Annotated in this window: 23 protein-coding genes and 1 riboswitch; of the genes, 8 read left to right on the forward strand and 15 right to left on the reverse strand. The window is 68.1% G+C overall.

What is annotated here, in order from left to right:
* Positions 1–16: 16 nt before the first annotated feature.
* Positions 17–388, reverse strand: a complete 372-nt coding sequence (locus ABZ789_RS13125) for an Rv2175c family DNA-binding protein (protein WP_358424237.1) — start codon at positions 386–388, stop codon at positions 17–19.
* Between the two features lie 182 nt (positions 389–570).
* Between ABZ789_RS13125 and pknB the strand changes: the two genes are divergently transcribed.
* Positions 571–2,607: a Stk1 family PASTA domain-containing Ser/Thr kinase gene (gene pknB, locus ABZ789_RS13130; RefSeq protein ID WP_358424315.1), complete on the forward strand. Its 2,037-nt coding sequence runs from the start codon at positions 571–573 to the stop codon at positions 2,605–2,607.
* 68 nt (positions 2,608–2,675) lie between these two features.
* Here the strand turns inward: pknB and ABZ789_RS13135 are convergent, their stop codons facing one another.
* The 12 genes from ABZ789_RS13135 to ABZ789_RS13190 form a co-directional block, all read right to left on the reverse strand.
* The gene (locus tag ABZ789_RS13135; RefSeq protein WP_358424239.1) at positions 2,676–4,061 is read right to left on the reverse strand and encodes a class II 3-deoxy-7-phosphoheptulonate synthase; all 1,386 of its coding nucleotides are present in this window, start codon (positions 4,059–4,061) and stop codon (positions 2,676–2,678) included.
* A gap of 54 nt (positions 4,062–4,115) precedes the next feature.
* The gene (locus tag ABZ789_RS13140; protein WP_358424241.1) at positions 4,116–4,607 is read right to left on the reverse strand and encodes a polyadenylate-specific 3'-exoribonuclease AS; all 492 of its coding nucleotides are present in this window, start codon (positions 4,605–4,607) and stop codon (positions 4,116–4,118) included.
* A 4-nt stretch (positions 4,608–4,611) separates the two neighbouring features.
* Positions 4,612–5,409: a lysophospholipid acyltransferase family protein gene (locus ABZ789_RS13145; RefSeq protein WP_358424243.1), complete on the reverse strand. Its 798-nt coding sequence runs from the start codon at positions 5,407–5,409 to the stop codon at positions 4,612–4,614.
* Positions 5,410–5,565: 156 nt separating this feature from the next.
* Positions 5,566–6,543: an ROK family protein gene (locus ABZ789_RS13150; protein WP_358424245.1), complete on the reverse strand. Its 978-nt coding sequence runs from the start codon at positions 6,541–6,543 to the stop codon at positions 5,566–5,568.
* Positions 6,540–6,941 carry a hypothetical protein gene (locus ABZ789_RS13155; protein WP_358424247.1) on the reverse strand — a complete coding sequence of 134 codons (402 nt, stop codon included), beginning with the start codon at positions 6,939–6,941 and terminating at the stop codon, positions 6,540–6,542. Before ABZ789_RS13155 ends, ABZ789_RS13150 begins: the two co-directional genes overlap by 4 nt.
* Positions 6,938–8,149, reverse strand: a complete 1,212-nt coding sequence (locus ABZ789_RS13160) for an ArsA-related P-loop ATPase (protein ID WP_358424249.1) — start codon at positions 8,147–8,149, stop codon at positions 6,938–6,940. The genes ABZ789_RS13155 and ABZ789_RS13160 overlap by 4 nt, the downstream gene beginning before the upstream one ends.
* A gap of 23 nt (positions 8,150–8,172) precedes the next feature.
* The gene (locus tag ABZ789_RS13165; RefSeq protein ID WP_358424251.1) at positions 8,173–8,610 is read right to left on the reverse strand and encodes an SRPBCC family protein; all 438 of its coding nucleotides are present in this window, start codon (positions 8,608–8,610) and stop codon (positions 8,173–8,175) included.
* A 101-nt stretch (positions 8,611–8,711) separates the two neighbouring features.
* Positions 8,712–9,101, reverse strand: a complete 390-nt coding sequence (locus tag ABZ789_RS13170; protein ID WP_358424253.1) for a polyketide cyclase / dehydrase and lipid transport — start codon at positions 9,099–9,101, stop codon at positions 8,712–8,714.
* A gap of 39 nt (positions 9,102–9,140) precedes the next feature.
* The gene (locus ABZ789_RS13175) at positions 9,141–10,310 is read right to left on the reverse strand and encodes a glycosyltransferase family 4 protein (protein ID WP_358424255.1); all 1,170 of its coding nucleotides are present in this window, start codon (positions 10,308–10,310) and stop codon (positions 9,141–9,143) included.
* 34 nt (positions 10,311–10,344) lie between these two features.
* Positions 10,345–11,688 carry a hypothetical protein gene (locus ABZ789_RS13180; RefSeq protein WP_358424257.1) on the reverse strand — a complete coding sequence of 448 codons (1,344 nt, stop codon included), beginning with the start codon at positions 11,686–11,688 and terminating at the stop codon, positions 10,345–10,347.
* Positions 11,689–11,759: 71 nt separating this feature from the next.
* Positions 11,760–12,803, reverse strand: a complete 1,044-nt coding sequence (locus ABZ789_RS13185; protein WP_358424317.1) for a C40 family peptidase — start codon at positions 12,801–12,803, stop codon at positions 11,760–11,762.
* A 200-nt stretch (positions 12,804–13,003) separates the two neighbouring features.
* Positions 13,004–13,585, reverse strand: coding sequence for an NlpC/P60 family protein (locus ABZ789_RS13190; protein ID WP_358424259.1), 582 nt, complete (start codon positions 13,583–13,585; stop codon positions 13,004–13,006).
* Between the two features lie 15 nt (positions 13,586–13,600).
* Positions 13,601–13,764: riboswitch (cyclic di-AMP (ydaO/yuaA leader) on the reverse strand.
* Between the two features lie 447 nt (positions 13,765–14,211).
* On the opposite strand from ABZ789_RS13190, the gene ABZ789_RS13195 reads away from it, so the two are divergent.
* Together ABZ789_RS13195 and ABZ789_RS13200 are read left to right on the forward strand one after the other, a co-directional pair.
* Positions 14,212–15,960, forward strand: a complete 1,749-nt coding sequence (locus ABZ789_RS13195; protein WP_358424261.1) for a DEDD exonuclease domain-containing protein — start codon at positions 14,212–14,214, stop codon at positions 15,958–15,960.
* A gap of 32 nt (positions 15,961–15,992) precedes the next feature.
* The gene (locus tag ABZ789_RS13200; protein WP_358424263.1) at positions 15,993–16,268 is read left to right on the forward strand and encodes an Lrp/AsnC ligand binding domain-containing protein; all 276 of its coding nucleotides are present in this window, start codon (positions 15,993–15,995) and stop codon (positions 16,266–16,268) included.
* A gap of 72 nt (positions 16,269–16,340) precedes the next feature.
* Here ABZ789_RS13200 and trpD read toward each other — a convergent pair whose 3' ends face one another.
* Positions 16,341–17,417, reverse strand: coding sequence for an anthranilate phosphoribosyltransferase (trpD, locus tag ABZ789_RS13205; protein WP_358424265.1), 1,077 nt, complete (start codon positions 17,415–17,417; stop codon positions 16,341–16,343).
* Between the two features lie 63 nt (positions 17,418–17,480).
* Complete coding sequence (locus tag ABZ789_RS13210) at positions 17,481–17,933, reverse strand: hypothetical protein (protein WP_358424266.1); 453 nt, start codon at positions 17,931–17,933, stop codon at positions 17,481–17,483.
* A gap of 183 nt (positions 17,934–18,116) precedes the next feature.
* Here ABZ789_RS13210 and ABZ789_RS13215 point away from each other — a divergent pair, with 183 nt between their 5' ends.
* From ABZ789_RS13215 to ABZ789_RS13235, 5 genes are all read left to right on the forward strand, one after another.
* Positions 18,117–18,731, forward strand: a complete 615-nt coding sequence (locus ABZ789_RS13215) for a heme-copper oxidase subunit III (RefSeq protein ID WP_358424267.1) — start codon at positions 18,117–18,119, stop codon at positions 18,729–18,731.
* A gap of 63 nt (positions 18,732–18,794) precedes the next feature.
* Positions 18,795–19,664 carry a cytochrome c gene (locus ABZ789_RS13220; protein WP_358424269.1) on the forward strand — a complete coding sequence of 290 codons (870 nt, stop codon included), beginning with the start codon at positions 18,795–18,797 and terminating at the stop codon, positions 19,662–19,664.
* Positions 19,661–20,788: a ubiquinol-cytochrome c reductase iron-sulfur subunit gene (locus tag ABZ789_RS13225; RefSeq protein WP_358424271.1), complete on the forward strand. Its 1,128-nt coding sequence runs from the start codon at positions 19,661–19,663 to the stop codon at positions 20,786–20,788. Before ABZ789_RS13220 ends, ABZ789_RS13225 begins: the two co-directional genes overlap by 4 nt.
* A complete protein-coding gene (locus tag ABZ789_RS13230; protein WP_358424273.1) occupies positions 20,785–22,443 on the forward strand; it encodes a cytochrome bc complex cytochrome b subunit in 1,659 nt (552 codons plus the stop codon). Before ABZ789_RS13225 ends, ABZ789_RS13230 begins: the two co-directional genes overlap by 4 nt.
* A 160-nt stretch (positions 22,444–22,603) precedes the next feature.
* A complete protein-coding gene (locus ABZ789_RS13235) occupies positions 22,604–23,266 on the forward strand; it encodes a HEAT repeat domain-containing protein (protein WP_358424275.1) in 663 nt (220 codons plus the stop codon).
* The last annotated feature ends 3 nt before the right edge of the window (positions 23,267–23,269 follow it).

The raw sequence follows: 23,269 nt of genomic DNA on the forward strand, positions 1-23,269 counted from the left end.
CATCGCCGCCGCACGCTCAGAAGGCGAGTGCCTGCGCTCGCCGCATCACCTCGCGCGCGGAATGCGTCCGCATCGCGGCGACCGGAGAGCCACCCGGCAGCGAATCGTCCTCGTGGAACAGCCATTGCAGGATCTCGTCGTCCTCGTAGCCACCGTCGTGCAGGACCGCGATCAGACCGGGGATACCTTTGAGAATGTCTCCCTCCTCGTCGAGGAAGGCCTCCGGTACCACGGGCACCCGGTTGCGCTTGAAGGCCAGCAGTTGCCTGTCGCGAAGCATCTGGTGCACGCGGGTGATCGCGACGCCGAGGCTCTTCGCCACATCGACGAGCTGCACCACGGGGACGGAGCTGTCGAGGACGTCGTCGCAGTAAGGAATTGCACTCACTCCACTACGTTATCGCTGCGACCGCAGGGGTAGCTACGCGGCTACCGTCCACCGGATCTGGCTACGATCGACGGGGACGAAACGGTTCGCGGTTGCGAAGTCGGACTTTCGTCACGTCGATACCGCCACGGCCCGGGTAGCGACGTCCCATGATCCACGCACCAGACACGGGGGTAGACCGGGTGACCGCTGGAGGCGACCGACTGGTCGGCGTCGTTCTCGACCGGCGTTATCGCATCGAATCACAGATCGCGCGAGGCGGCATGTCCACCGTCTTCCGCGGTACCGACATGCGCCTCGACCGTCCGGTCGCCGTGAAGATCATGGACCCGCAATTCGCGGCCGATCCCCAGTTTCTGGCGCGGTTCGAGTTCGAGGCGCGCTCCGTTGCGCGACTGACCCATCCCGGGCTGGTCGCGGTGTACGACCAGGGGCAGGACGGGGATCACGTCTTCCTCGTGATGGAACTCGTCGAGGGTGGAACCTTGCGCGAGCTGCTGCGCGAACGTGGCCCCATGCCTCCGCACGCCGCAGCCGCGGTGGCCGCCCCGGTCCTCGGAGCGCTGGCAGTGGCCCACCGGGCCGGTCTGGTGCACCGCGACGTCAAACCCGAGAACATTCTCATCTCGGAGAACGGCGAGGTGAAGATCGCCGATTTCGGGTTGGTCCGGGCGGTGGCGGCCGCAACCACCACCTCGCGCAGCGTGATTCTCGGTACGGCGGCCTATCTGTCGCCCGAGCAGGTCACTGTCGGAAGTGCGGACGCGCGCAGTGACGTCTACTCGGCCGGTGTGCTCATGTACGAGATGCTCACCGGGCACCCGCCGTTCACCGGCGACACCTCGCTGTCGGTGGCGTACCAGCGGGTCGAGAAGGATGTACCGGACCCGAGCGCGGCCATCGACGGGGTTCCGCCGGAGTTGGACGCCTTCGTTCGCCGGGCCACCGAGCGCGAACCGGCCGAGCGCTATGCAGACGCCCAGGTAATGGCGGACGCACTCGGCGAAATCTGCGACACCCTCGATCTGCCCCGCTACCGGGTGCCGGCGCCGAGACGCTCCGCCGTGCGGGCCACGCCGGCGGGCCCGGAGCCGGTGGTCCCGTCCCACACGCCCGACTCGTCGTCGACCGGCCACGACCCCGTGCCTCCGACCGCAGTGATCCACGGCGGGGCTGCGAACACCCATGCACCGACCACGGTGCAGACCGCCGTCCCGGGCGCCCACGGCCCGAATGCTCCCGTCGCGCATCCCCACCCGACGCGGGTCGCAACCCGAAGCCATCCACGCCCGGATACCGAACCGGTCGCACCCCGGCACGACTACGCCGCCGACCGTCGGCGGTATCGCCGATCCACGGCGGCCTGGATCGCCGCGATCATCGTGGTCGCGCTCTTCTTGGGTATCGCAGGCTGGTGGCTCGGCGCCGGCCGGCTCACCGACGTCCCGACGGTGCTGGGACTCGACCGGGCGGCGGCGGTCTCCGCGATCGAGACGGCGGGGTTGTCCAGCGAGATACGAGGCGAGTACTCCGACGACGTCCCTGTGGACACCGTCCTGGGCACCGACCCTTCCGCAGGCTCACGTGTGCCCGACGGCGGCACCGTCGCGCTGCTCGTGTCCCTGGGCCCACCCACCGTCCCGTCCATCCCCGGCGCCGGAGAGAGATCGGTCGTCGAGGACGAACTGCGGCGGCGCACTTTCGAACCCGTCGAAGGAGGCACCGCATTCAGCACCACAGTGCCCGAGGGAGGCGTCGCGGCACTCGATCCCGCCCCGGGCACCGTTCTGCCCGTCGGCTCCGAGGTGAAACTCGTGATGAGCAAGGGATCGCCCCCGGTGACACTGCCCGACCTCGCCGGAAGCACAGTCGACGAGGCGCGTCGCATCCTCGACGAGGCCGGGCTGACGGTCGGCGAGGTCCGTGAGGTCTTCGACGCCGAGGTCGACGGTGGCCGGGTGTCGGGCACCGAGCCCGCCGAAGGCACGACCGTCAATGCCGGTGGGACCGTCACCCTGCTGGTATCGAACGCGGTGAAGGTGCCGTCGATGCTGGGGCGCTCGGTGGCGTCCGCACGCGAAGAACTCACCCGGCTCGGTTTCGACGTCGAGGTGCGCCAGGTCGCCGACTCCGACCGGTCCGTGGTGATCGGCCAGAATCCCGGCGGAGGCCGGAGAGCGGAACAGGGCAGCACGGTCACCGTGACCGCACTGCCCTGACCACCCGATGCCCTGGCGGCAGTGCCCCGGCGGCACTGCCCAGGTCGTGTTCGCTTCCTCGTGGCCGGCTATCCGCGCAGCATCTCCGCGACGAGGAAGGCGAGTTCGATCGACTGCTGCGTGTTCAGTCGCGGATCGCATGCGGTCTCGTACCGACCGTGCAGGTCGAGATCGGAGATGTCCTGGGCCCCACCGAGGCACTCCGTGACGTTCTCACCGGTCAGCTCGACGTGGATACCACCCGGATGGGTGCCCAGCGCACGGTGCACCTCGAAGAAGCCCTGCACCTCATCGACGACCCTGTCGAAGTGACGGGTCTTGTAACCGGTGGAGGCCTCGTGGGTGTTGCCGTGCATCGGATCGCACTGCCAGATCACCTTGTGCCCCGAGGCCTCGACCCGCTCGATGATGCCCGGAAGCAGGTCGCGCACCTTCGCGTGTCCCATGCGGGAGATCAAGGTCAAGCGCCCGGGCCGGTTGGTCGGATCGAGGCGCTCGACGTACTCGACTGCCATCTCGGGGGTGGTCGACGGACCGATCTTCAGGCCGATGGGGTTGGACAGCAGCTCGGCGAACGCGATGTGCGCGCCGTCGAGCTGGCGGGTGCGATCGCCGATCCACAGGAAGTGGGCCGACAGGTCGTACAGGCGGGGTTCGTCCCCGGAATTGTCGAGGCGCAGCATCGCGCGCTCGTAATCGAGGACAAGGGCCTCGTGGCTCGCGTAGATCGTCGCCGTGCGCAGATTCGGGTCCACGACGCCGCACGCATCCATGAACCGCAGACCACGATCGATCTCGGAGGCCAGCGCCTCGTAGCGCGCACCGGCCGGCGAGGCAGCGACGAAGGCCCGGTTCCAGTCGTGGACACGGTGCAGGTCGGCTTCACCCGCGGCGGTGATGGCACGCACGAGGTTCATCGCGGCGCTCGCGTTCGCGTAGGCGCGCACGAGGCGGGACGGATCGTGCGCGCGCACCGTGGGATCGGCGACCAGGGAGTTCACCATGTCGCCGCGGTAGGACGGCAGTCCCAGCGCGTCGGTGTCCGACGAGCGCGGCTTGGCGTACTGACCCGCGATGCGGGCGACCTTCACGACCGGCGTCGACGCGCCGTAGGTCAGCACCACCGCCATCTGCAGCAACGTGCGGATGTTGCCCTTGATGTGCGGTTCGGTGTTGTCGGCGAACGTCTCTGCACAGTCGCCGCCCTGGAGCAGGAAGGCTTCGCCGCGCGCGACCGCTGCGAGTTGATTCTGCAGCTCCTCGACCTCGCGGGGCACGGTGATGGGGGGCACGCTCTCGAGCACTGTGCGCATCGCCGCGGCCTGCTCCTCGGGCCAGCTGGGCTGCTGCAGCGCCGGCTTCGCGAGCGCCGCGTCGAGGTCGGCACGCAGCTCCTCGGGCAACGGAGGAAGTTCGGGCAAGCGTTCGATCGGCACATCGACGGTCCAGTTCACATATCCAGGATATGGCGTCGCCACCGAATGGGCCGAAGCACCCCGTAACGTGCCTCACCGTGAGCGGCGAGCGGCCTCGATCGCTTCGAACTTCGCGAGATTGTGCCGGGCGTCGGCGAGGGCGTCGTGATTGTCGTCCGGAACAGGCGGCAACTGAGGGCTGCCCGCATCCTCCCAGTACTGGCGCAGCTCACGCGTGTATCGGGGCAGGACGTCCGGAAACTCGGGCATGGTCCCCCACAACTGCGCGAGCACGACGTGGTCGTACGCTCCGATCCACGCCCACAGTTCGGGCCGGATGCCCGGACGCGGCACGAAGAACTTCAGCAGGTCGTCGCGAATCCTCGAGCGCGACCGCCATGCCGGGTGCGCCGGAGGCGGAAGCTTCGGCAGCACGTTTCGGCGCACCCAGGCGCCGGCTCGCGAGGCGTCGAACTCCGTCGACACAGCGTAGAACTCGCGGCCGTCCTCACAGGCCACACCGATCGAGACCAGCTCGATGGTGCGACCGTCCTCGATGAACTCGCAGTCGTAGAAGTAGCGCACCTGCTCACCCTGCGCGGGTGTCGGGCAGACGGTCCGCGACGGGCCCGTCCTGGGGTGGGACGGTGTCGTCTCCGGACGGCGGGGTGACGCTGCCGTGCGGTGCGGGCGCGGCGGGATCCTCGGCCGCGTCCGCGTTGTTCTTCAGAGTGGCGGCGTAGATGTCCACGTACTCCTGTCCTGACAGCTGCATCAGTGAGTACATGACCTCGTCCGTGACGGTCCGCTCGACGAACCTGTTACCGCCCATGCCTTCGAACCGGGAGAAGTCGATGGGCTTGCCGATGCGCACGGTGATCTTGGCCGGTCGCCACATCTTCGAGCCGATCGGATTCATCCGATCGGTTCCGATCATGGCGACGGGGATGACGGGCACGCCGGTTTCGAGCGCCAGTCGCGCCAGGCCGGTCTTACCCTTGTAGAGCCGTCCGTCCGGTGAGCGTGTGCCCTCGGGATAGATCCCCAGCAACTTGCCCTGACCCAGCACCCGGACACCGGCGTTGAGCGCGTCCTGCGCGGCGTCGGCACCGGTCCGATCGATGGGCACCTGCCCCACCGACGAGAAGAACCAGCGCTGGAAGGCGCCCTTGGGTCCCGTGCCCGTGAAGTACTCGCTCTTGGCAAGGAAGGTGATCCGCCTGCGCACGAGCAGCGGAAGATAGAACGAGTCGAGAACGGCGCGGTGGTTACTCGCCAGGATTGCCGGTCCGTGCGTCGGGATGTTCTCCCCGCCTTCGAACTTCGGACGGCCCATGAGCCACAGCAACGGCCCCAGAAGGACGTATTTGAACAGCCAGTACCACATGGCATCCTTCCCGAAGTCCCATCATCCCCCCGTGCGGGTCGGTGCGCACCGTCCGCCGATCGACTCTACGACGACGCACCTGTCGCGTGCACATCCCGACCGTGCCCGACCCCACGATTTCGATGTCGACGTGACGATAATCTCACGCCCCTCGGATCAGTGTGTGCCGAGCACAGTAGCGCGTGCCAGGTCCGCGGCACCGACCAGTCCGGCAGCATCACCGAGTTGCGCCACCCGCACACGGGCGAGGGGCCGATGCCCGGTGCCGGTGGTCATTGCCGCGTAGTGCTCGCGCGCTGCGTCGAGGAACAGCGGCGCCGAGCCGGAAACCCCTCCCCCGATGACGACCAGTTCTGGGTCGTAGACGTCGGCGACGAGCGCGAGGCCCAGCCCTAGCCTCCGAGCGAAGTCCTCGAAGGCCGCGAGCGCGACGGGATCGCCGTCGTGGGCCGCGCCCGCGATCCGCCGACCCGTCAGCGATCCCGGGTCCGAGGCGATCTCACCGGCGAGAACGGATCGACCGGGCGCAGCCGCGAGCATCTCGACGGTCGTATCCACCAGACCTGTTCCGCTGCAGTATCTTTCCCAGCAACCACGCTTCCCGCACGCGCAGGGCCGCCCATCGGGCACGACTTGCAGGTGGCCCAGTTCGGGCGCGACGCCGTACGCACCCCGATAGATGCGGCCGTCGAGAAGCAGAGCGGCGCCGATCCCGGTGCCCAGTGCCACCATCACCGCGACCCTGCTGCCCGAAGCTGCGCCGAATCGGTACTCGGCCCAGGCCGCCGCATCGGCATCGTGTTCGAGAACGACCTGCAGACCCAGGCGCGAGGTCATCGTCTCCGCAACAGATGCCTCCGACCAGGGCAGATGAGGCGCGAACCGGACAGTGGTGCGATCCTCGGTGAGAAAACCCGCCACCGCCAACCCCACCGCCGCGACCTCGTTGCGTTCCCGGAGGTGATCGACGAGCCGGTGCAGGGCGTTCTCGAGGGCGACGGCGGACGAGGGTGTCTGCGTGCGGACGCTGTCGACGACCGACCCGTTCCGGTCGACGGCCGCTGCGCGGATACTCGTGCCACCGACATCGATGCCGACCGTGAGCATCGCGTCGTACCCGTGGCCCAGGGTCATGTGCGGACGTCGACGGAGATCGGCACGAAGGCCGGGCGCTGACGGGCAGGCGGGTCCGGCGACGGCTCCGGCGGGTCGCCGCCGTCCCGGGCGGAGGGCAGATACTGCGAGAGGAACTCGCGCAGGAGCGCGATCAGCGCAGCCAGCTTCGTCGCCAACCGGGTGATCAGTTCGTGGTTCTCACCACGCACCAGCGCAGCTGCGGCACAGAGTGGACACCACGCGCAGCCGTTCGCGGCCACAGCCCCGCCGCGATCGGATTCGTTCTCACCGGAAGAGTGCGCCGCGGCACCGCCGGGCGCAGCGACGAATTGCTGGACCGCGTCTTCCACCCGGTCGAGCACCACGTCGGCGAGCAGAAGCAGCTCGGACAGCAGAGCGTCGTGATCATCCCTCACTGCGGCCACACCGCCGGATCCGGCACGAATCGCACCACCAGGTCGGTTCCGTCGAACTCTGCCGCCGAAACGGTGCATCGGCGCAGCCCCGAAGCGAGGCGCACCCGGCGCCGCATACCGTCGGCGCCGACGAGCAGATCGTCACCGATCCTGCCGAGCGTCAGCGACGCAGCATCGTCGAGTGGTAGGTACATGCGCATCGCGTACACCGCGTCCACTCCTGCTCCCGACTCGTGCTGCACCCGGACCGGATCATCGCCGCTCCCAGAGGGAAGGGGTTCGTCCCGGTGGAGGTCCTCGGCGATCTCCCCCAGAGCTGCCAACCCTACCGGTTCGGCAGCGCGTCGCTCGCACACGATCACGGGGACGTCGGTAACGCTCGATTCGATGTCGTCGACGATCGCCTGCTGCGCGGCGCGCTGGTCCGCGAGCAGCCGGGCTGCCGCACCCGTGCCACTCACCGCAGGGACGACCCCGTTGATCACGACCGCTTCGACACCGATGCCCGCGAGGGCGAGCCACGACCGCACTCTGCGGAGCTCGGCGCGACCGGCGCGGTCCGGGGTCGCCACGAGCACAGCCGCGCTGCGACGGCGGTCGTCGAGCAGGTCGCGCACCTCGACGATGCCGGACTGCAACCGGTCGAACAGGGCGACGAGCACGTGTGTCCGGGGATCCGGCCCCGTCGCTGCTGCGACCCGGCTGTGCTGCGGCCAGATCCGTGCGAGATAGTCCGCCACCGTGCGGGGCGCGGTGAGGGTGCGCAACGCGTCGGCCGAAGCCGGGGCATCGACGATGATGCGGGTCCACCGGCCGGTGCCCGCGAGCCGCGCTACCTCCGAGAGCACCAGGAGTTCCTGGACTCCCGGCAGTCCGGTGAGTTCGTCGGGCTCCGGCAGGTCGAACCTGTCGGCGTGGTCGTGTGCCCCGGCAAGCGCCGCCATCGATGCGAGTACGGCATAACGCGAACGCAGCAACTGCAGCGAGTCGATCTCCACCATGTCGAGGTTCTCCTCGACGGTTCCGATACCGGACTCACCGGCCGTGGCCCGGTTCCGGGCCGGGGGCAGGTCGAGAACGTCGCCGAGGGAATGTGCCTGGTCGATGGATACGACGAGCACGGATTCTCCGGCGCGGGCGGTCCTGAGCGCATCGGCCGCAGCCAGCGTGGTCTTCCCGGCACCGCCCTTGCCGAGGAACCATCGCACGGCGGCCGGGTCGTTGCTGCCGTTCAGCCCTCGACCTGCTTCTTGAGTTCCTTGAGGGCGGTGTCGGTGATGACCTTCTCCGCCTTGCGCTTGAACAGTCCGATCATCGGGATCGTGAGATCGACCGTCAGCTGGTAGTCGACGACCGTGCCGCCGTCCGGAGTCTCGGTCAGCATGTACGAGCCGGACTGGGCCTTCTGGATCTCGCCGCTCTCGAGTTCCCAGCTCACCGCGCGGTTGTCGGGTGCCCACTTGTACCGCAGGACGTAGGTGTCCTTGACGATGCCCGCGTCGAGGACGAAGCGCACACGCTCGGCCCGTCCATCGGAGCGGAGTTCCACGACCTCCACGGTCTTCGCCGCCGACACCCACGTGGGGTAGGCATCGAAATCTGCGATGACCGCCATGACACGCTCGGCCGGCGCGTCGATGGTGATCGACCTCTTCGTCTTCTCGGCCATGTGGTGAAGGCTCCCTTTCTCGGTCCCTCGCGTGCACCCGGTGCGTCCCGTTCCGACGGTCTATCACACACCGCAGGAACAACGGTATCGGGAGTCGGCTGTCAGGGACGTGGTGGCTCACCGGCCGGACGACCGGCCTCGAGACGCTGCTTGACCTCGAAGGTCATCGCTTTTCCCTGGACACGCCGCGTCCGGTTCATTCCGGCGAGGTCGAGACCGGCGACCCGCTCGGGCGCGACACCCACCGGTTCGCAGTGCAGGAAGTAGTGGATCACCCCGCCGTCCAGGACCGGCTCGATCCACACTTCCATCGTTCCCTCGAGCGGGCCGGACACCGTCCACCGGATGCCCTTCTCTGCACGGTCCTCACGCACGGTCAGTGCGAGATCCGGCCACCATGCACGCCACCTGTCGGGCGCCGCGATCTCGTCGGCGATGCGCTCGGGGGGCGCGGCTACGAAGGTCTGATCGGCCACCTGGATGCTGCTCACGCAGGACAGCTTCACATATCGTCTGCCGGCGCTGTCCGGTCACCCCGCCGACGGCGCCATGCTCCCCGTCGGCGGCGTTGCGGCGTCGAGATAGCCACGCAATCTCGCACCCAGAACGTCCCACCGCCAGGCGTCGGAAACCCATTCCCGGCCTGCGGCGCCCATCGCGGCGGCACGATCCGGATCGGCCAGGACACCGGACACCGCGGTGGCAACAGCTGTCACCGACCTGCCGTCGACGACGAACCCCGTCCGGCCGTCCTGCACCGTTTCCGGGGCACCCCCCGAGCGTCCGGCCACCACCGGCACGCCGGTGGCGGACGCTTCGAGGTAGACGATGCCGAGTCCCTCGACGTCGAGACCGCCGCCACGGGTGCGGCACGGCATCGCGAACACGTCGGCGATGGTGTGGTGCGCGGCGAGTTCGGCAGCCGGCACCGTACCGGTGAACACGACGTGCTGCTCCACGCCGGTCCGGCGCGCCAGCTCCCGCAGTCGCGCCTCGTAAGGTCCGCCGCCGACCACGACGAGTACGGCCCCGTCGATGCGCTGCCGGATCTCCGGCAGCGCGCGGATGAGCACGTCCTGACCCTTGCGCGGCACGAGGCGCGACAGGCACAACACGGTGGGGCGGTCGCCGAGCCCGTAGCGCGCACGTAATTCGGCACGCGCTCCGGCATCCGGGCGGAAGACCTCGGGGTCGACGCCGGACGGCAGGTGTTCGAGGCCGGCCTCGGGGCCGAACGCGGAGGCGAACCGACCGCGGGTGTAGCGACTGACGTAGGTGACGGTGTCGGTGTGGTCGCCGATCTGCCTCAATGCCTGCCGTCCGCCGGGCAGCATCGACCACCCGACCTCGTGGCCGTGCGTGCTGGCCACGATGCGCTGTGCTCCGGCGCGGCGCATCACCGGCGCCAGCAGCGCCAAGGGGGCGGCGGCCCCGAACCAGACGGTGTCGCAGTCGTGTTCGACGAGCAGCCGGGCAGCTCGTCGCGCCACGTCCGGGGTCGGAAGCATCAACGTCGTGGGATGGCGAACGACCTCGTAGGGTGCCCGTGCGTCGAACTTCACGTGGCTGTCGCCACGCCAGCGCGGCGCGTAGACGAGCAGGTCGTCGGCGGGCAGCTGATTCGCGAATGCTTGCAGATAGGACTGGATGCCCCCGGGACGGGGAGGAAAGTCGTTGGTCACCAGGAGGGTCCGCGCCATGCGTCCACCGTAGAAGCTGCGAGACCGCGGTCGGTCAACGGGTGTCGCGGACGCGCTCGTCCAGCCATCTTCCCCATCGGTCCACGAAACCGGCGGTATCGACGCCGAGGAACTCGGTGAGCACCGCGTCGAGCCGGGCGCTCGGGACGGGACCCGTGGCGAGTGCACGGTAGAGCGCGACGAGCCGGTCGTGCCCGAACTCGTCCGCAGTGAACGCGGCGATCGACCAGGCCGTCTCGTAGGCGAGCGCAGACCGCTCACCGGTGAAGTCGTCGTCCGCCGGTAGCGAGTCCGGCGCTCCCGCCGAGGCGACCTGCCCGGACAGCGTCGGCGCGACCCGCCACACGTCCGTCCTTCCCCTGGTCTCGGGATCGCCTGCGGCGGTGCGATGACCGACGTAGTCTGCGAAACCCTCGAGCATCCACATGGGAGAACCGTCGACGGTGTCGGCGCGCGCGGCGACGTGCACCATCTCGTGCGCGAGCACCACGGCCAGGGTCGTGTCGTCGAGCCGGTCGCTTGCTGCCGGATTGAAGACGATGCGACGCCCGGTGGCGATCCGGCGTTCGTGGTCCACATCGTCGGAGACTGCAACTGCCGCGATGTCGTCGCCGTCGTGTCGCGGGCCCACGAGGTGCGTGAACTCCTCTCGCGTCGAGGTCACGAGGATCAGAGCACGCCGCGGCCAGTCGCCGCCCCACAGTTCGTCGACGGACTCGACGGCGGAGGGCAACTCGCGTGCCGTCCGGTCCACGAACGTTGCGTTGTCCGGGTGCCCGATCACGAGTGACCGCCCGCCCTCGGTCTGCACCGCGGCGACGTGGAGCGGTCCGTGGTCCCACGGACCTCGCCAGGTCACACTTTCCGCACCCGCGAGGACCGGCGCATCGTCGGCGATCCGCCACCCCTGCGGGCGGTGGACGAACAGTATCGTCACCGGCCGGCGGGTAGGAACGTCGTCGATGCCGTCGACCGCGTACCTGAGGAGCACCCGGTGAGCCCGTACCTCGTCGGCACCGAACCGAGTGACGGCCTCGCCGGACAGCGGAAGCGCAGGTTCGGGTACGAGTTCGTAACCGAAATCGGCGAGGGGAACCGAGGAGAGCGCGGCAAGCCGCTGTCGTTCGGCCTCGAGGAGCGCCGGCGACGAATCGTCGATCAGCGTCCCGAGGGCCTCCGAGTCTCCGGTCCGGACTGCGTCGGCCCACTCGTCCAACACCATCTGCAGGTCGGCGCGTACCTGTGTATCGACGCCGCCGGTCCCCGCCGGATCGACGACCAGCAGAAACCCTGCCGTGGCGAGGGCGAGCACCAGCCCCGCGAGGCCGAGCCGCTCCCATCGACGGGTACCGGCGGAGGAAGACGAACGCGCGGGCACCGCGTCAGTCTAGGTCGACGCGCCGGGTCCTCTCGGCGCGACCTCGGCAGCGGCGGTCCCGGAATGCCCGATCAGTACCGCCGAGCGCTGTGGAAGGGAAAGCGGTCGATCGACTGGACCTTCACGGGTACGCCGAAGGTCGAGGCGTGCACCATGTTGCCGTCGCCCACGTACATGCCGACGTGGGAGGCGTCGTCGTAGAAGATCACGAGATCGCCCGGCTGCAGATTTGCGCGGGAGACCGGAATTCCCCCTTGTGCCTGGGCCTGGCTCGAACGCGGCAGGGTCTTACCGACCTGCTTGTAGGCCCACACCATGAGTCCCGAACAGTCGAACTGGCCGGGTCCGGTCGCCCCCCAGACGTACGGCGATCCGATGCGGGACATCGCGGCACGAACCGCGGCGCCGTTGCTGCCGGGAACGAGGTGCTGCATGATCTTCTCGGCGTCGAGGCCCGGCGGGAAGGGGGTGCCGGCGAGTTCGGCCTTCTCCTCGTCGCTCAGTGCCTCGAAGGCATCGAGCACGCCCTCGATCTGCTGTTCGAGCTCGGCCTGTCGCTGCTGGAGTTCGTCGCGGAGGACCTGGGCCCGTTCGGAGGCGGCACGTGCCTCCTCGGCGGCGTGCTGCGCGGCCACGGCCGCTTCGGCCGCAGCGGCGGTGGCCGCCCGGAAACCTTCGACCTCGCGGGAGGTCTGCGCGCCGAGGACGTCGAGCAGCACCATCTGGTCGAGCATCTGCTGGGGCGAGTCGCTCACCATGACCGCGAAGAGCCGGTTCGTGCGCGCACCGCGGTAATTGGCCAGGGCGAGCTTGTCGACGGTCGGCTTGAAGCGGGCGATGTCCGCGCGCGCGACACGGAGAGCCTCGTCGGCTTGGGCGGCGCGTGCTTCTGCGTCGTGCCGGGCTGCGATCTTCGCTTCGAGATCCACGCCCGCGTTGTGCAGCGCCTCGGTTGCCTGCTCGCTCCGGCGCGAGAGGTCGGCGAGATGTTCGAGACGAGCGGTGGGAGTGTCCCCCGGCGGTTGCGCCGTGACAGGCGAAACGGTGAAACCGAGAATCATCAGCACGAGTACGACGACCGCGGCCGGTCGGCCGATATGTCGCTCGGCCCGCATTCGAACGAGTTGCTTCGTCCTGTCGGAAACCACGTGGGCTCGCATCCTTTCCCGAAGGTCTCGATCAGGTTACGGAACCGCATAGGTTTGTGTCTACTCGCGGGTATCCCTGCGCAATGACGCCGTTTGTGCTCAAAGAAGGCGGAAAGGGTGGGTCCGGCATGTGCCGGACCCACCCTCACCGCAGATGCGCGGTCGGATCAGAAGCGACGGGCGCCGTCGACGGGCATCGAGTTCAGCGGCGCAATCTTGACCGGCTGGCTCGAGGTCGACGCGTGCACGATGTTGCCACCACCGATGTAGATGCCGGTATGGCTGCCACCGTAGAAGGAAACGACGTCACCGGGCGCCAGAGCATTGATGTCGACCGGAGTACCGGCGGACGCCTGCTCGTAGCTGGTCCGCGGCACGTCGAGCCCGGCCTGCTTGAAGGCCCACTGGACGAGGCCGGAGCAGTCGAAGGAGTTCGGTCCGGCGGCACCGTAGACGTAGGGAGCGCCGATCTTCGACTGCGCGGCGTCGGCAGCGCGCTGCCCGACGGAACTGTAAGGAGCAGCGAAGGAAGCGACCGGAGTCGTGGGGACGTTCTCGGGGGCCGGCGGGAGAAGCTGGGCGACCTCCGGGGGCACGGTCACACCGGCAGGAAGGTCGAAGGTTCCGACACCCGGGATGTTGATCGGCTCGGCCATCGCCGGGCCGGCCGAGAGGGTGACTGCTCCGAGAGCAATGGCACCGGCGACGAGGGCGCGGCGGGCGGTGCGCTTGCTGTTGTTCGAGACCACGAGGGGATGTTCTCCGTTTCTTCCGTTCACCCGCCGACCGAGTTAGCTGACGGGTTCGGGCCGGAAGATCAGCCCTACCCCTCGCCACGACGGGCGGAGGGGATTCACCCCAAGAACTACGTGGGTCCCCGGCTCACCCTCCCCGAAGTCGGAAAGGAATGATTAGGCGGTAACCGCGCGGCTCCAGCCCGGGAGTGGACCGGAAAACTCTCCGCTTGGTCACAAAAAGATTACGAAACGGCATCGATGAAGTCGACCGGTCGAGGGCCCAGTTCGCCCGTTCGGGCCGATTCGCCCAGCTGGATTCCCGCCTGTGCAACAGTCCGATAACGGCGCGGTAACAGGGCGGTCCCATCAGCACGCCGGCGCGGTGGCCACGGCAGCGGACGCCGCCCGATTCGCCCGTATTCGGCACGAAGTCCCCAGGTGAGAGCGGTAGCGTCCTGTGATGCCGTTCGGAACGGAACGATCCGGTTCGCCCGATTGCGCACCGGAGGCCGATCGGTCTGTTTTCGCACCCCCGGTACCCCTCGGCGCGACCTGAAAAACGGGGTGTGATCCTCCTCTCCACCGACCGTTCGGAGCCGCCGAAAGGGCTGTCGGTGCAGCTTTCTAGGCTCTGCCGCATGACCTCGCCGCTACCCTCCGCCCTCGGCGTACAACTCGGTTTCGACGAGCTCGACACTCCCCTTCGCGACACCACCTTCGTCGTCGTCGACCTCGAGACCACGGGTGGAAGAGCAGCCGAGGACGCCATCACCGAGATCGGCGCGGTGAAGATCCGCGGTGGTGAGGTGCTCGGCGAGTTCGCAACTCTCGTCGATCCGGGCCGCCCCATCCCCCCGTACATCGTTCAGCTCACCGGAATCACCACCGCGATGGTCTACGCCGCGCCGAAGATAGAGGAGGTGCTACCCGCCTTCCTCGAGTTCGCCTCCGGGGCAGTGCTCGTCGCGCACAACGCGGGTTTCGACGTCGGATTCCTCAAGGCCGCCGCCGCACGGTGCGAACTGGCGTGGCCACGTTTCCAGGTGCTGTGCACCGTCAAACTCGCCCGTCGCGTACTCGGACGGGACGAGGCACCGTCGGTCAAGCTCGCCGCACTCGCGGAACTGTTCCGCGTCTCGACCACGCCTACCCACCGCGCCCTCGACGATGCGCGTGCCACGGTGGACGTCCTGCACGCCCTCATCGAGCGAGTCGGCAATCAAGGCGTACACAGCCTCACCGAGCTACGCGACTACCTCCCGGTGGTCACCGCCGAACAACGTGCCAAACGCGCACTCGCAGCGCACCTTCCCCGCAAACCCGGCGTGTACATGTTTCGGGGTCCCTCCGACGAGGTGCTCTACGTCGGCACCGCCGTCGATCTGCACCGACGCGTCCGGACCTATTTCACCGGCTCCGAGACGCGACCGCGGCTACGTGAGATGGTCGCCCTCACCACCCGCATCGACCACGTCGAGTGCGCCCACGGACTCGAGGCGGGCGTGCGTGAACTCCGGCTGATCGCGGCCCACACACCTCCCTACAACCGCAGGTCGAAATATCCGATGCGCGGCTGGTGGATCGTCCTCACCGACGAGCCGTTCCCACGTCTCGCCGTGAGCCGCACTCCCCGCCCCGACGCGATCGGCCCGTTCTCGGTGCGCGCCGACGCCGCCGACGTCGCGGCGCTTCTTGCGGAGATGTGCGGGCTGCGGACGTGTACACGCAAGATCGGCCGTACGGCCCACCACGGCGACCGCTGCCTCCCCACGGCCGTCGGAGGCTGTGCGGCGGCACCCTTCGGCATCCAGGACGCCTCCGCGTACGCGGCACAGGTCGAGCGCGTGTGCGCGGTCGTCCGCGGGACCGCCCACGACGCCGTCGACGCGGTGCACGATCGCCTTGCCGCACTGGTGCGCGACCAGCTGTTCGAGAACGCCGCCCGCCTGCGCGACCGGCTCGCGGCTGCGCTGGTCGCCCTACGACGCACACAACGCCTCGCAGCGCTGGCGGCCGTGGACGAACTCGTCGCCGCGCGCCCACGAGCCGAAGGCGGGTGGGACTTCGCCGTGATCCGCGCCGGCCGGCTCGCCTCCGCCGGGACTGCGCCACGCGGTGTGCGTCCGATGCCGGTCGTGGAGGCGATCGTCGCCGCTGCGGAGACGGTGCGCCCGTCACCGGGTCCGCTCCGCGGAGCATCCCCGGAGGAGATCGGGCTCGTCGCCCGGTGGCTGGACGACGAGGGTGTCCGTATCGTCCGTGCGAGCCACGGCTGGTGCGAACCGGCGCGGGGTGCGGGGCGATGGAGCGCGTGGGCCGAACTCGCGCGCGACGCCCGTGCCGTCAACAGGCTCCTCTCCGCGGACGCGACCCACCGCATAGGCTGATGCAATCCCCGAGGAAGGTTGAAGGAGACCCCATGATCAACGCGATCGTCCTGATCGATGCCGAGGCGCACCTTATCCCTGAGACCGCACAGGCGGTGGCCGACCTCGACGGCGTCGACACGGTGTACTCCTGCGCCGGAGACGTCGATCTTGTCGCGGTGGTCCGGGTCCGCGACCACGAGAAGATCGCGGACGTCGTCACCCGGGGGATCAACAAGATCGAAGGCGTGACGAAGACCGTCACCCACATCGCGTTCCAGTCGTACTCGAGTGCGGACGTCGAAGCCGGCTTCTCGATCGGGAACTGACGGTACTGCGCACCGCGCACTACGGGCCCGCACTGTGCAGTGCGGGCCCGTAGTGGTCTCCCGTGTCCTTATCTATTCTGCGGACGCGGAACCGAGTCGCGTGGTGACCTCCGCCCATCGTGCGAGGACCGCCGCAGCGCCGCCACTGTCGATCGCCTGCGCCGCTGTCTCGAGACCTGCCACGAGTGCGTCCTCGAGAACACCGTCGACGCCACGGAACGCTGCAATCGCCCCGGCCGCGTTCAGCAGGACGGCGTCGCGCACCGGACCCTTCTCGCCTGCCAGAACCGCCCGCGCGATCGTCGCGTTCTCGTCGGCGTCGCCGCCACGCAGCGCTTCGAGCGGAACCCGGTCGATACCGAGGTCGCGCGGATCGAGGGTCACGACCCGCACTTCACCGTGACGCACGATGTGGACCGTCGACGTCGTCGAGGTGGTCAGTTCGTCGAGTCCGTCGTCCCCGCGTACGACGAGAGCGGAGTTGCCGCGTTGCGCGACCACACCGGCCACGGTGGCGACGAGAGGTTCGAAGGCACATCCGATCAGACCGGCACTCGGGCGGGCCGGGTTCGTGAGCGGGCCGAGAACGTTGAAGACCGTCGGGATGCCGATCTGTTTGCGCGGGGCGGCCGCGAAGCGCAGGGCCGGGTGGTAGACAGGCGCGAAGCAGAACCCGATTCCCGCCTCGGAAACCGAACGTGCCACCTCGTCGGGTCCGAGAGCGATGTGCACTCCCAGAGCCTCGAGCACGTCGGCGCCTCCGCTTTTCGACGAGGCGGCACGGTTGCCGTGCTTGACGACGCGAATACCCGCAGCGGCCACGACGAGCGAAGCCATGGTGGAGATGTTGACGGTGTTCGCCCGGTCGCCCCCGGTGCCCACGATGTCGACGACGTCTCCGTCGACCGGCACCAGACGGGCGTAGTCGAGCATCGTGTCGGCGAGCGCCCGCACTTCGTCGGGAGTTTCACCTTTCATCTTCAGTGCGACACCGAATGCTGCGATCTGGGCAGGCGTGGCGTTGTCGGAAAAGATCTCCGCCATCGCCCACCGTGCCTCGGAAGCGGACAGATCCTGCCCGGACGTGAGCACTCCCAGCACGGAGGGCCAGTTCTGCGTCACCTCGTCCGCGTTTCGCGTCGCGTTCATCGCACCCGCCCTCGCCGCATGTCGCTCCTCACCGGGCACCGGCGTGCCCTCCGACCGGTCAGCTTAGCCAGCGGAACTCGGCGGTTGCAGGGCGTCCCATCCCAGCGCCGTACCCCCGAGCCGCTGGGCGAGCGAGGCCATCCGCGACTTCTCCTGCGCGCAGTGCAGCGCGTCGAGGATCTGCACGCGCTGCAGGATCAGGGAGACGTGATCGGCGGTAGCCGACGGGAGGCGTCCGGCGGGTCCGGCGGCGACGTAGCCGTCCTGCCCGGCAAGTTCGGTGGCCCGGTCCACCGCATCCGCCGGCAGGGTCAGGTGGTGCCGGAGAACCGCCTCCTCGCCGGCCTGCCACGAGGGCGTGGATTCGGCCGCTCGTTCGAGCGCCGTGGAACATGCCTCCGCATCGTCGAAGGACGAGACCACCACGACCAGATCGGCCCGGTTCACGTCGAGCGGTTCGCTGCGCCGGCGCCCCAGAGAACGCAGCCACCCTCGAAGACCTTTTCCGGTACTCATGACACCACGATCGCATGGGGTCCGCGGGGCCCCGAAATGCCTCGCGGCGCACTCTCGCGAGCACCTTCCCGAGTGCCCTTCCGCAGACGCCACCTGGTGAAATCCAAGTCCGAGACCACCACGGACGCGCCGATTTCGGCCCCGATTGCCCAAGACGTACTACGACGGGTCATACTAGCCAGCGTGACGAGCGCAGTAGGGACTTCAGGATCTGCAATCACACAGCGCGTGCACTCGTTGAACCGGCCCAATCTGGTCAGCGTCGGCACAATCGTGTGGTTGTCCAGCGAGCTCATGTTTTTCGCAGGGCTCTTTGCCATGTACTTCGTGGCACGGGCACAGGCCCCGGAGGGCATGTGGCCGCCGCCGCCCACCCACTTGAACCTGTGGCTGGCGGTACCGATCACCGCGGTGCTGATCGCTTCCTCCTTCACCTGCCAGCTGGGCGTGTTCGCTGCCGAACGCGGCGACGTCTTCGGCCTGCGGCGGTGGTACATCATCACCCTCGCGATGGGCACCTTCTTCGTGCTCGGCCAGGGCTACGAGTACATCACCCTGGTGAAGGACGGCACGACCATCTCGGGCAGCGTGTACGGCTCAGTGTTCTACATGACCACCGGCTTCCACGGCCTGCACGTCATCGGCGGTCTCGTCGCGTTCGTGTTCCTGCTGTTCCGCACACGGGTCAGCAAGTTCACCCCTGCGCAGGCCACTGCAGCCATCGTCGTTTCGTATTACTGGCACTTCGTCGACATCGTTTGGATCGCGCTGTTTGCCACGATTTATTTCATCCGTTAGCCAGCTGAACGCCCAGGCAGCCCCCTGACGTCCAGTCCGTCCCGACATAAAAAAGGGATACAGATGAGTTCATCCCCACCTCTCTCCGAGGGTGACATGCCCGGTCGATCCTCTGCAGCCGACGCTGCGAAGTCCCGCCGCCAGCGCAAGATGCGCCGGCGTGTCACCGGAGCGTTGGTCCTCGCGCTCGGTCTCCTCAGTGCCGGCTTCATCGCCTCCGCACTGACGCCTTCTCCGCAGGTCGCCACCGCGCAGGACGACCAGAGCGCCCTGATCCGCGAGGGCCAGCAGCTCTACGAGACCTCCTGCGTGACCTGCCACGGTGTCAACCTGCAGGGTGTCCAGGACCGCGGCCCCAGCCTGATCGGCGTCGGCGAGGCCGCCGTCTACTTCCAGGTCTCCTCGGGCCGCATGCCGATGATGCGCAACGAGGCCCAGGCGCTGCGCAAGGACCCGAAGTTCGACGCCGCCCAGACCGATGCGCTCGGCGCGTACATCCAGGCGAACGGCGGAGGCCCGACGGTCATCCGCGACGAGAACGGCGAGATCTCCCAGTCCTCGCTGCGCGGCAACGACATCGGCCGCGGTTCGGAACTGTTCCGCCAGAACTGCGCGTCGTGCCACAACTTCACCGGACGCGGCGGAGCGCTGTCGTCCGGCAAGTTCGCACCGAACCTGGATCCTGCCAACGAGCAGCAGATCTACACCGCGATGCTCACCGGCCCCCAGAACATGCCGAAGTTCTCCGATCGCCAGCTGACGGTCGAGGAGAAGCAGGACATCATCGCGTACATCAAGTCCGTCAGTGAGACGAAGAACCCGGGTGGATACGGGCTCGGCGGCTTCGGTCCCGGTGCCGAGGGGCCGACCATGTGGGTCGTCGGCATTGTCGCCGTCGTCGGCGCTGCGCTGTGGATCGGAGCAAGGTCATGAATGGCGACGAAACGCCGAACAAGCACACGGTCGAAGACCTCGACCGGATGAGCCGGGACGATCTGGTCACGCTCGGCACGAACCTCGACGGTGTCGACGTCGCGTTCCGCAAGGATCGGTGGCCCGTCGAGGGCACCCGCGCCGAGAAGCGGGCCGAGCGCAATGTCGCCTTCTGGTTCGCCCTCGCAGGCGTCTCGGGTCTCGCGTTCATCGCGATCTTCCTGTTCTGGCCGTGGGAGTACCAGGGCATCGGCGACCCGAACTACAACTGGTACAGCCTCTACACCCCGATGCTGGGCCTGACCCTCGGTCTGTCCATCCTCGGTATCGGCATCGGTGCGGTGCAGTTCACGAAGAAGTTCATCCCCGAAGAGGTGTCGATCCAGGATCGGCACGACGGCGGATCGTCCGAGGTCGACAAGAAGACGATCGCCGCCGAGCTCGCCGACTCGCTCGAGACGTCGACGCTCCCCCGCCGCAAGCTGATCAAGCGGACCGCCATCTTCGGCGGCGGCGCTCTCGGCCTGGGTCTGATCATGCCGCTCGGCGGTCTGATCAAGAACCCGTGGGCACAGGGTGACGAGTCGTCGCTGTGGACGTCGGGCTGGACGCCGCGCTACCCGGGCGAAACGATCTACCTGCGCCGCGACACCGGACGCCCTCAGGACATCGTCCTGGTGCGTCCGGAGGATCTCGATGCCGGCGGCATGGAGACGGTCTTCCCGTTCCGCGAGTCCGATCGTGGCGACGACCACGCGCTGCTGCAGAGCCTTCGCGGCATCCGTAATGCGGTCATGCTGATCCGTCTGCGCACCGAGGACGCCGAGCGCGTCGTCAAGCGCAAGGGCCAGGAGAGCTTCAACTACGGCGACTACTTCGCATACTCGAAGATCTGCACGCACCTCGGCTGCCCCACCTCGCTCTACGAGCAGCAGACGCACCGCATCCTGTGCCCGTGCCACCAGTCGCAGTTCGATGCACTGGAGTACGGCAAGCCGATTTTCGGTCCCGCTGCTCGCGCACTGCCGCAGCTTCCGATTACAGTGAACGAAGAGGGCTTCCTGGTCGCCAACGGTGACTTCATCGAGGCACTCGGCCCGGCATTCTGGGAGCGTCGCCCGTGAGTACTGCAACCCCGTCCCGCACCGCACAGATCGGCGAGAATCTCGATTCTCGCTACCACCTGTCCGCGGGCATCCGTCGCCAGATCAACAAGGTGTTCCCCACCCACTGGTCGTTCCTGCTGGGTGAGATCGCGCTCTACAGCTTCATCATCCTGTTGATCTCGGGTGTCTACCTCACCCTCTTCTTCGATCCGTCGCTGGCCCACGTCACCTACGACGGCGTGTACCAGCCGCTCCGCGGCGTCGGTATGTCCCGCGCCTACGAGACGACACTGAACATCTCGTTCGAGGTCCGCGGTGGTCTGTTCGTGCGACAGATCCACCACTGGGCAGCACTGATGTTCGCCGCCTCGATCGTGGTGCACCTGCTCCGCGTGTTCTTCACCGGCGCATTCCGGCGCCCGCGTGAGGCGAACTGGGTGATCGGCTCGCTGCTACTCATCCTCGCGATGTTCGAAGGCTTCTTCGGCTACTCGCTCCCCGACGACCTGCTCTCGGGCACGGGTCTTCGCGCGGCCTTCTCGGGCATCACGCTGAGTATCCCGGTCATCGGCACCTGGATGCACTGGGCGATCTTCGGCGGGGACTTCCCCGGCGAGCTGATCATCCCGCGCTTCTACGTGCTGCACGTGCTGCTCGTCCCCGGCATCATCCTGGCCCTGATCGCCGCGCACCTCGCGCTGGTCTGGTACCAGAAGCACACGCAGTTCCCCGGCCCCGGCCGTACGGAACAGAACGTCGTGGGTGTGCGCATCCTCCCGGTCTTCGCCGTCAAGTCGGGCGCGTTCTTCGCGATGACCTTCGCAGTGCTGGCTCTGATGTCCGGACTGTTGCAGATCAACCCGGTCTGGAACATCGGTCCGTACAACCCGTCACAGGTCTCCGCCGGTTCGCAGCCGGACATCTACATGATGTGGACGGACGGTCTGGCCCGTATCTGGCCGGCCTGGGAGCTGTACCTGTTCGACCGGTACACGATCCCGCAGCCGTTCTGGATCGCGCTGATCATGGGCCTGGTGTTCGTCATCCTCACGATCTACCCGTGGATCGAGAAGAAGTTCACGAAGGACGATGCGCACCACAACCTGCTGCAGCGTCCGCGCGACGTTCCCGTCCGCACCGGACTCGGCTTCATGGCCCTGGCGTTCTACCTCGTCGCCACGATCATGTGCGTCAACGACATCATCGCGTTCAAGTTCGACATCTCCATCAACGCGACGACGTGGATGGGCCGTATCGGTCTGGTGGTGCTGCCTCCGCTCGCGTACTACATCGCGTACCGGTTCTGCCTGGGTCTGCAGCGCAGCGACCGTCAGGTGCTCGAGCACGGCATCGAGACGGGCATCGTCCGTCGCCTGCCGACCGGTGAGTACATCGAGATCCACCAGCCGCTCGGCCCGGTGGACGACCATGGCCACCCGATTCCGCTCGAATACCAGGGTGCGGCGATCCCGAAGCGCATGAACCGTCTCGGCAGCGCGGGCAAGCCGGGCGCCGGTAGCTGGTGGAGCCCCGACCCGGCCGACGAGTCGGCTGCTCTCGAGGCCGCGCACCACGAAGCAGAGCTCGAGCTGCGGAACACGCTCCGTGAGTACCAGGAGCGCGTCCACGGCGACGGCGACGGCGCAGCACAGCTGCCCGACAAGTCGCACTGATACGCGGCATCGTCTCCTGACGGGGCCCCGGACCTTCACGGTCCGGGGCCCCGGTCGTCGTTCCCGGACTCTCCCCTCCCCCACCGGATACCGTCGAAGTGCCACTTGACCTTGACACTGTGACAAGCGCTCGAATGGGCCGGTGAAGGAGGTGTCTTCCATGAACACACACCGTGAATCACCGGACCGCGGCCCGGCCGACGCCCTGGCCGCCCCCGACTCGACCGTCCGCCTGCGTGCGGCGCTCGAGATCGGCACCGCAGCCGACCCCGGGTTCGCGCGGACCCTCGTCGACCGGTGCGCGTTGGAACCGGACTTCTTCGTCCGCGACATGCTGACCTGGTCGCTGTGCCGCCTTCCTGCACAGCTGACCGTTCCGCTGCTGCTCGCAGAACTCGACTCCGGCAACCGGCAGGCTCGCAGCCAGGCCCTGCACACGTTGTCCAAGATCGGCGACCCGCGTGCCTGGCCGGCGGTGTCGGGCATGGTTCACGACCAGCACGACGAGGTTGCCCGCAGCGCGTGGCGAGCCGCAGTCGCACTCGTCCCAGCAGGCTCGGAAAGGCGTCTCGCTGCCGCTCTCGGCGCCGAACTGGGCCGCGGCGACCACGACCTGCAGCTCAGCCTCGCTCGCGCTCTCGCGGCGCTCGACGATGCGGCCGTTCCGGTACTGGAAGCGGCGCTCGCCGACCCCGACCCTCGCGTCCGCGCTCATGCCCGGGCCACCGAGCGGATCCGCGTCGATCCCGACAGCGCATTCGCGCTCTCGCTGGAGACCGCGACACGCGTCGCTGTCACGGGCACGGACGGGAAGCGGGGGTGAGAC

It is taken from the genome of Rhodococcus sp. NPDC047139 (assembly GCF_040643435.1).
Lineage (GTDB): Bacteria > Actinomycetota > Actinomycetes > Mycobacteriales > Mycobacteriaceae > Rhodococcus.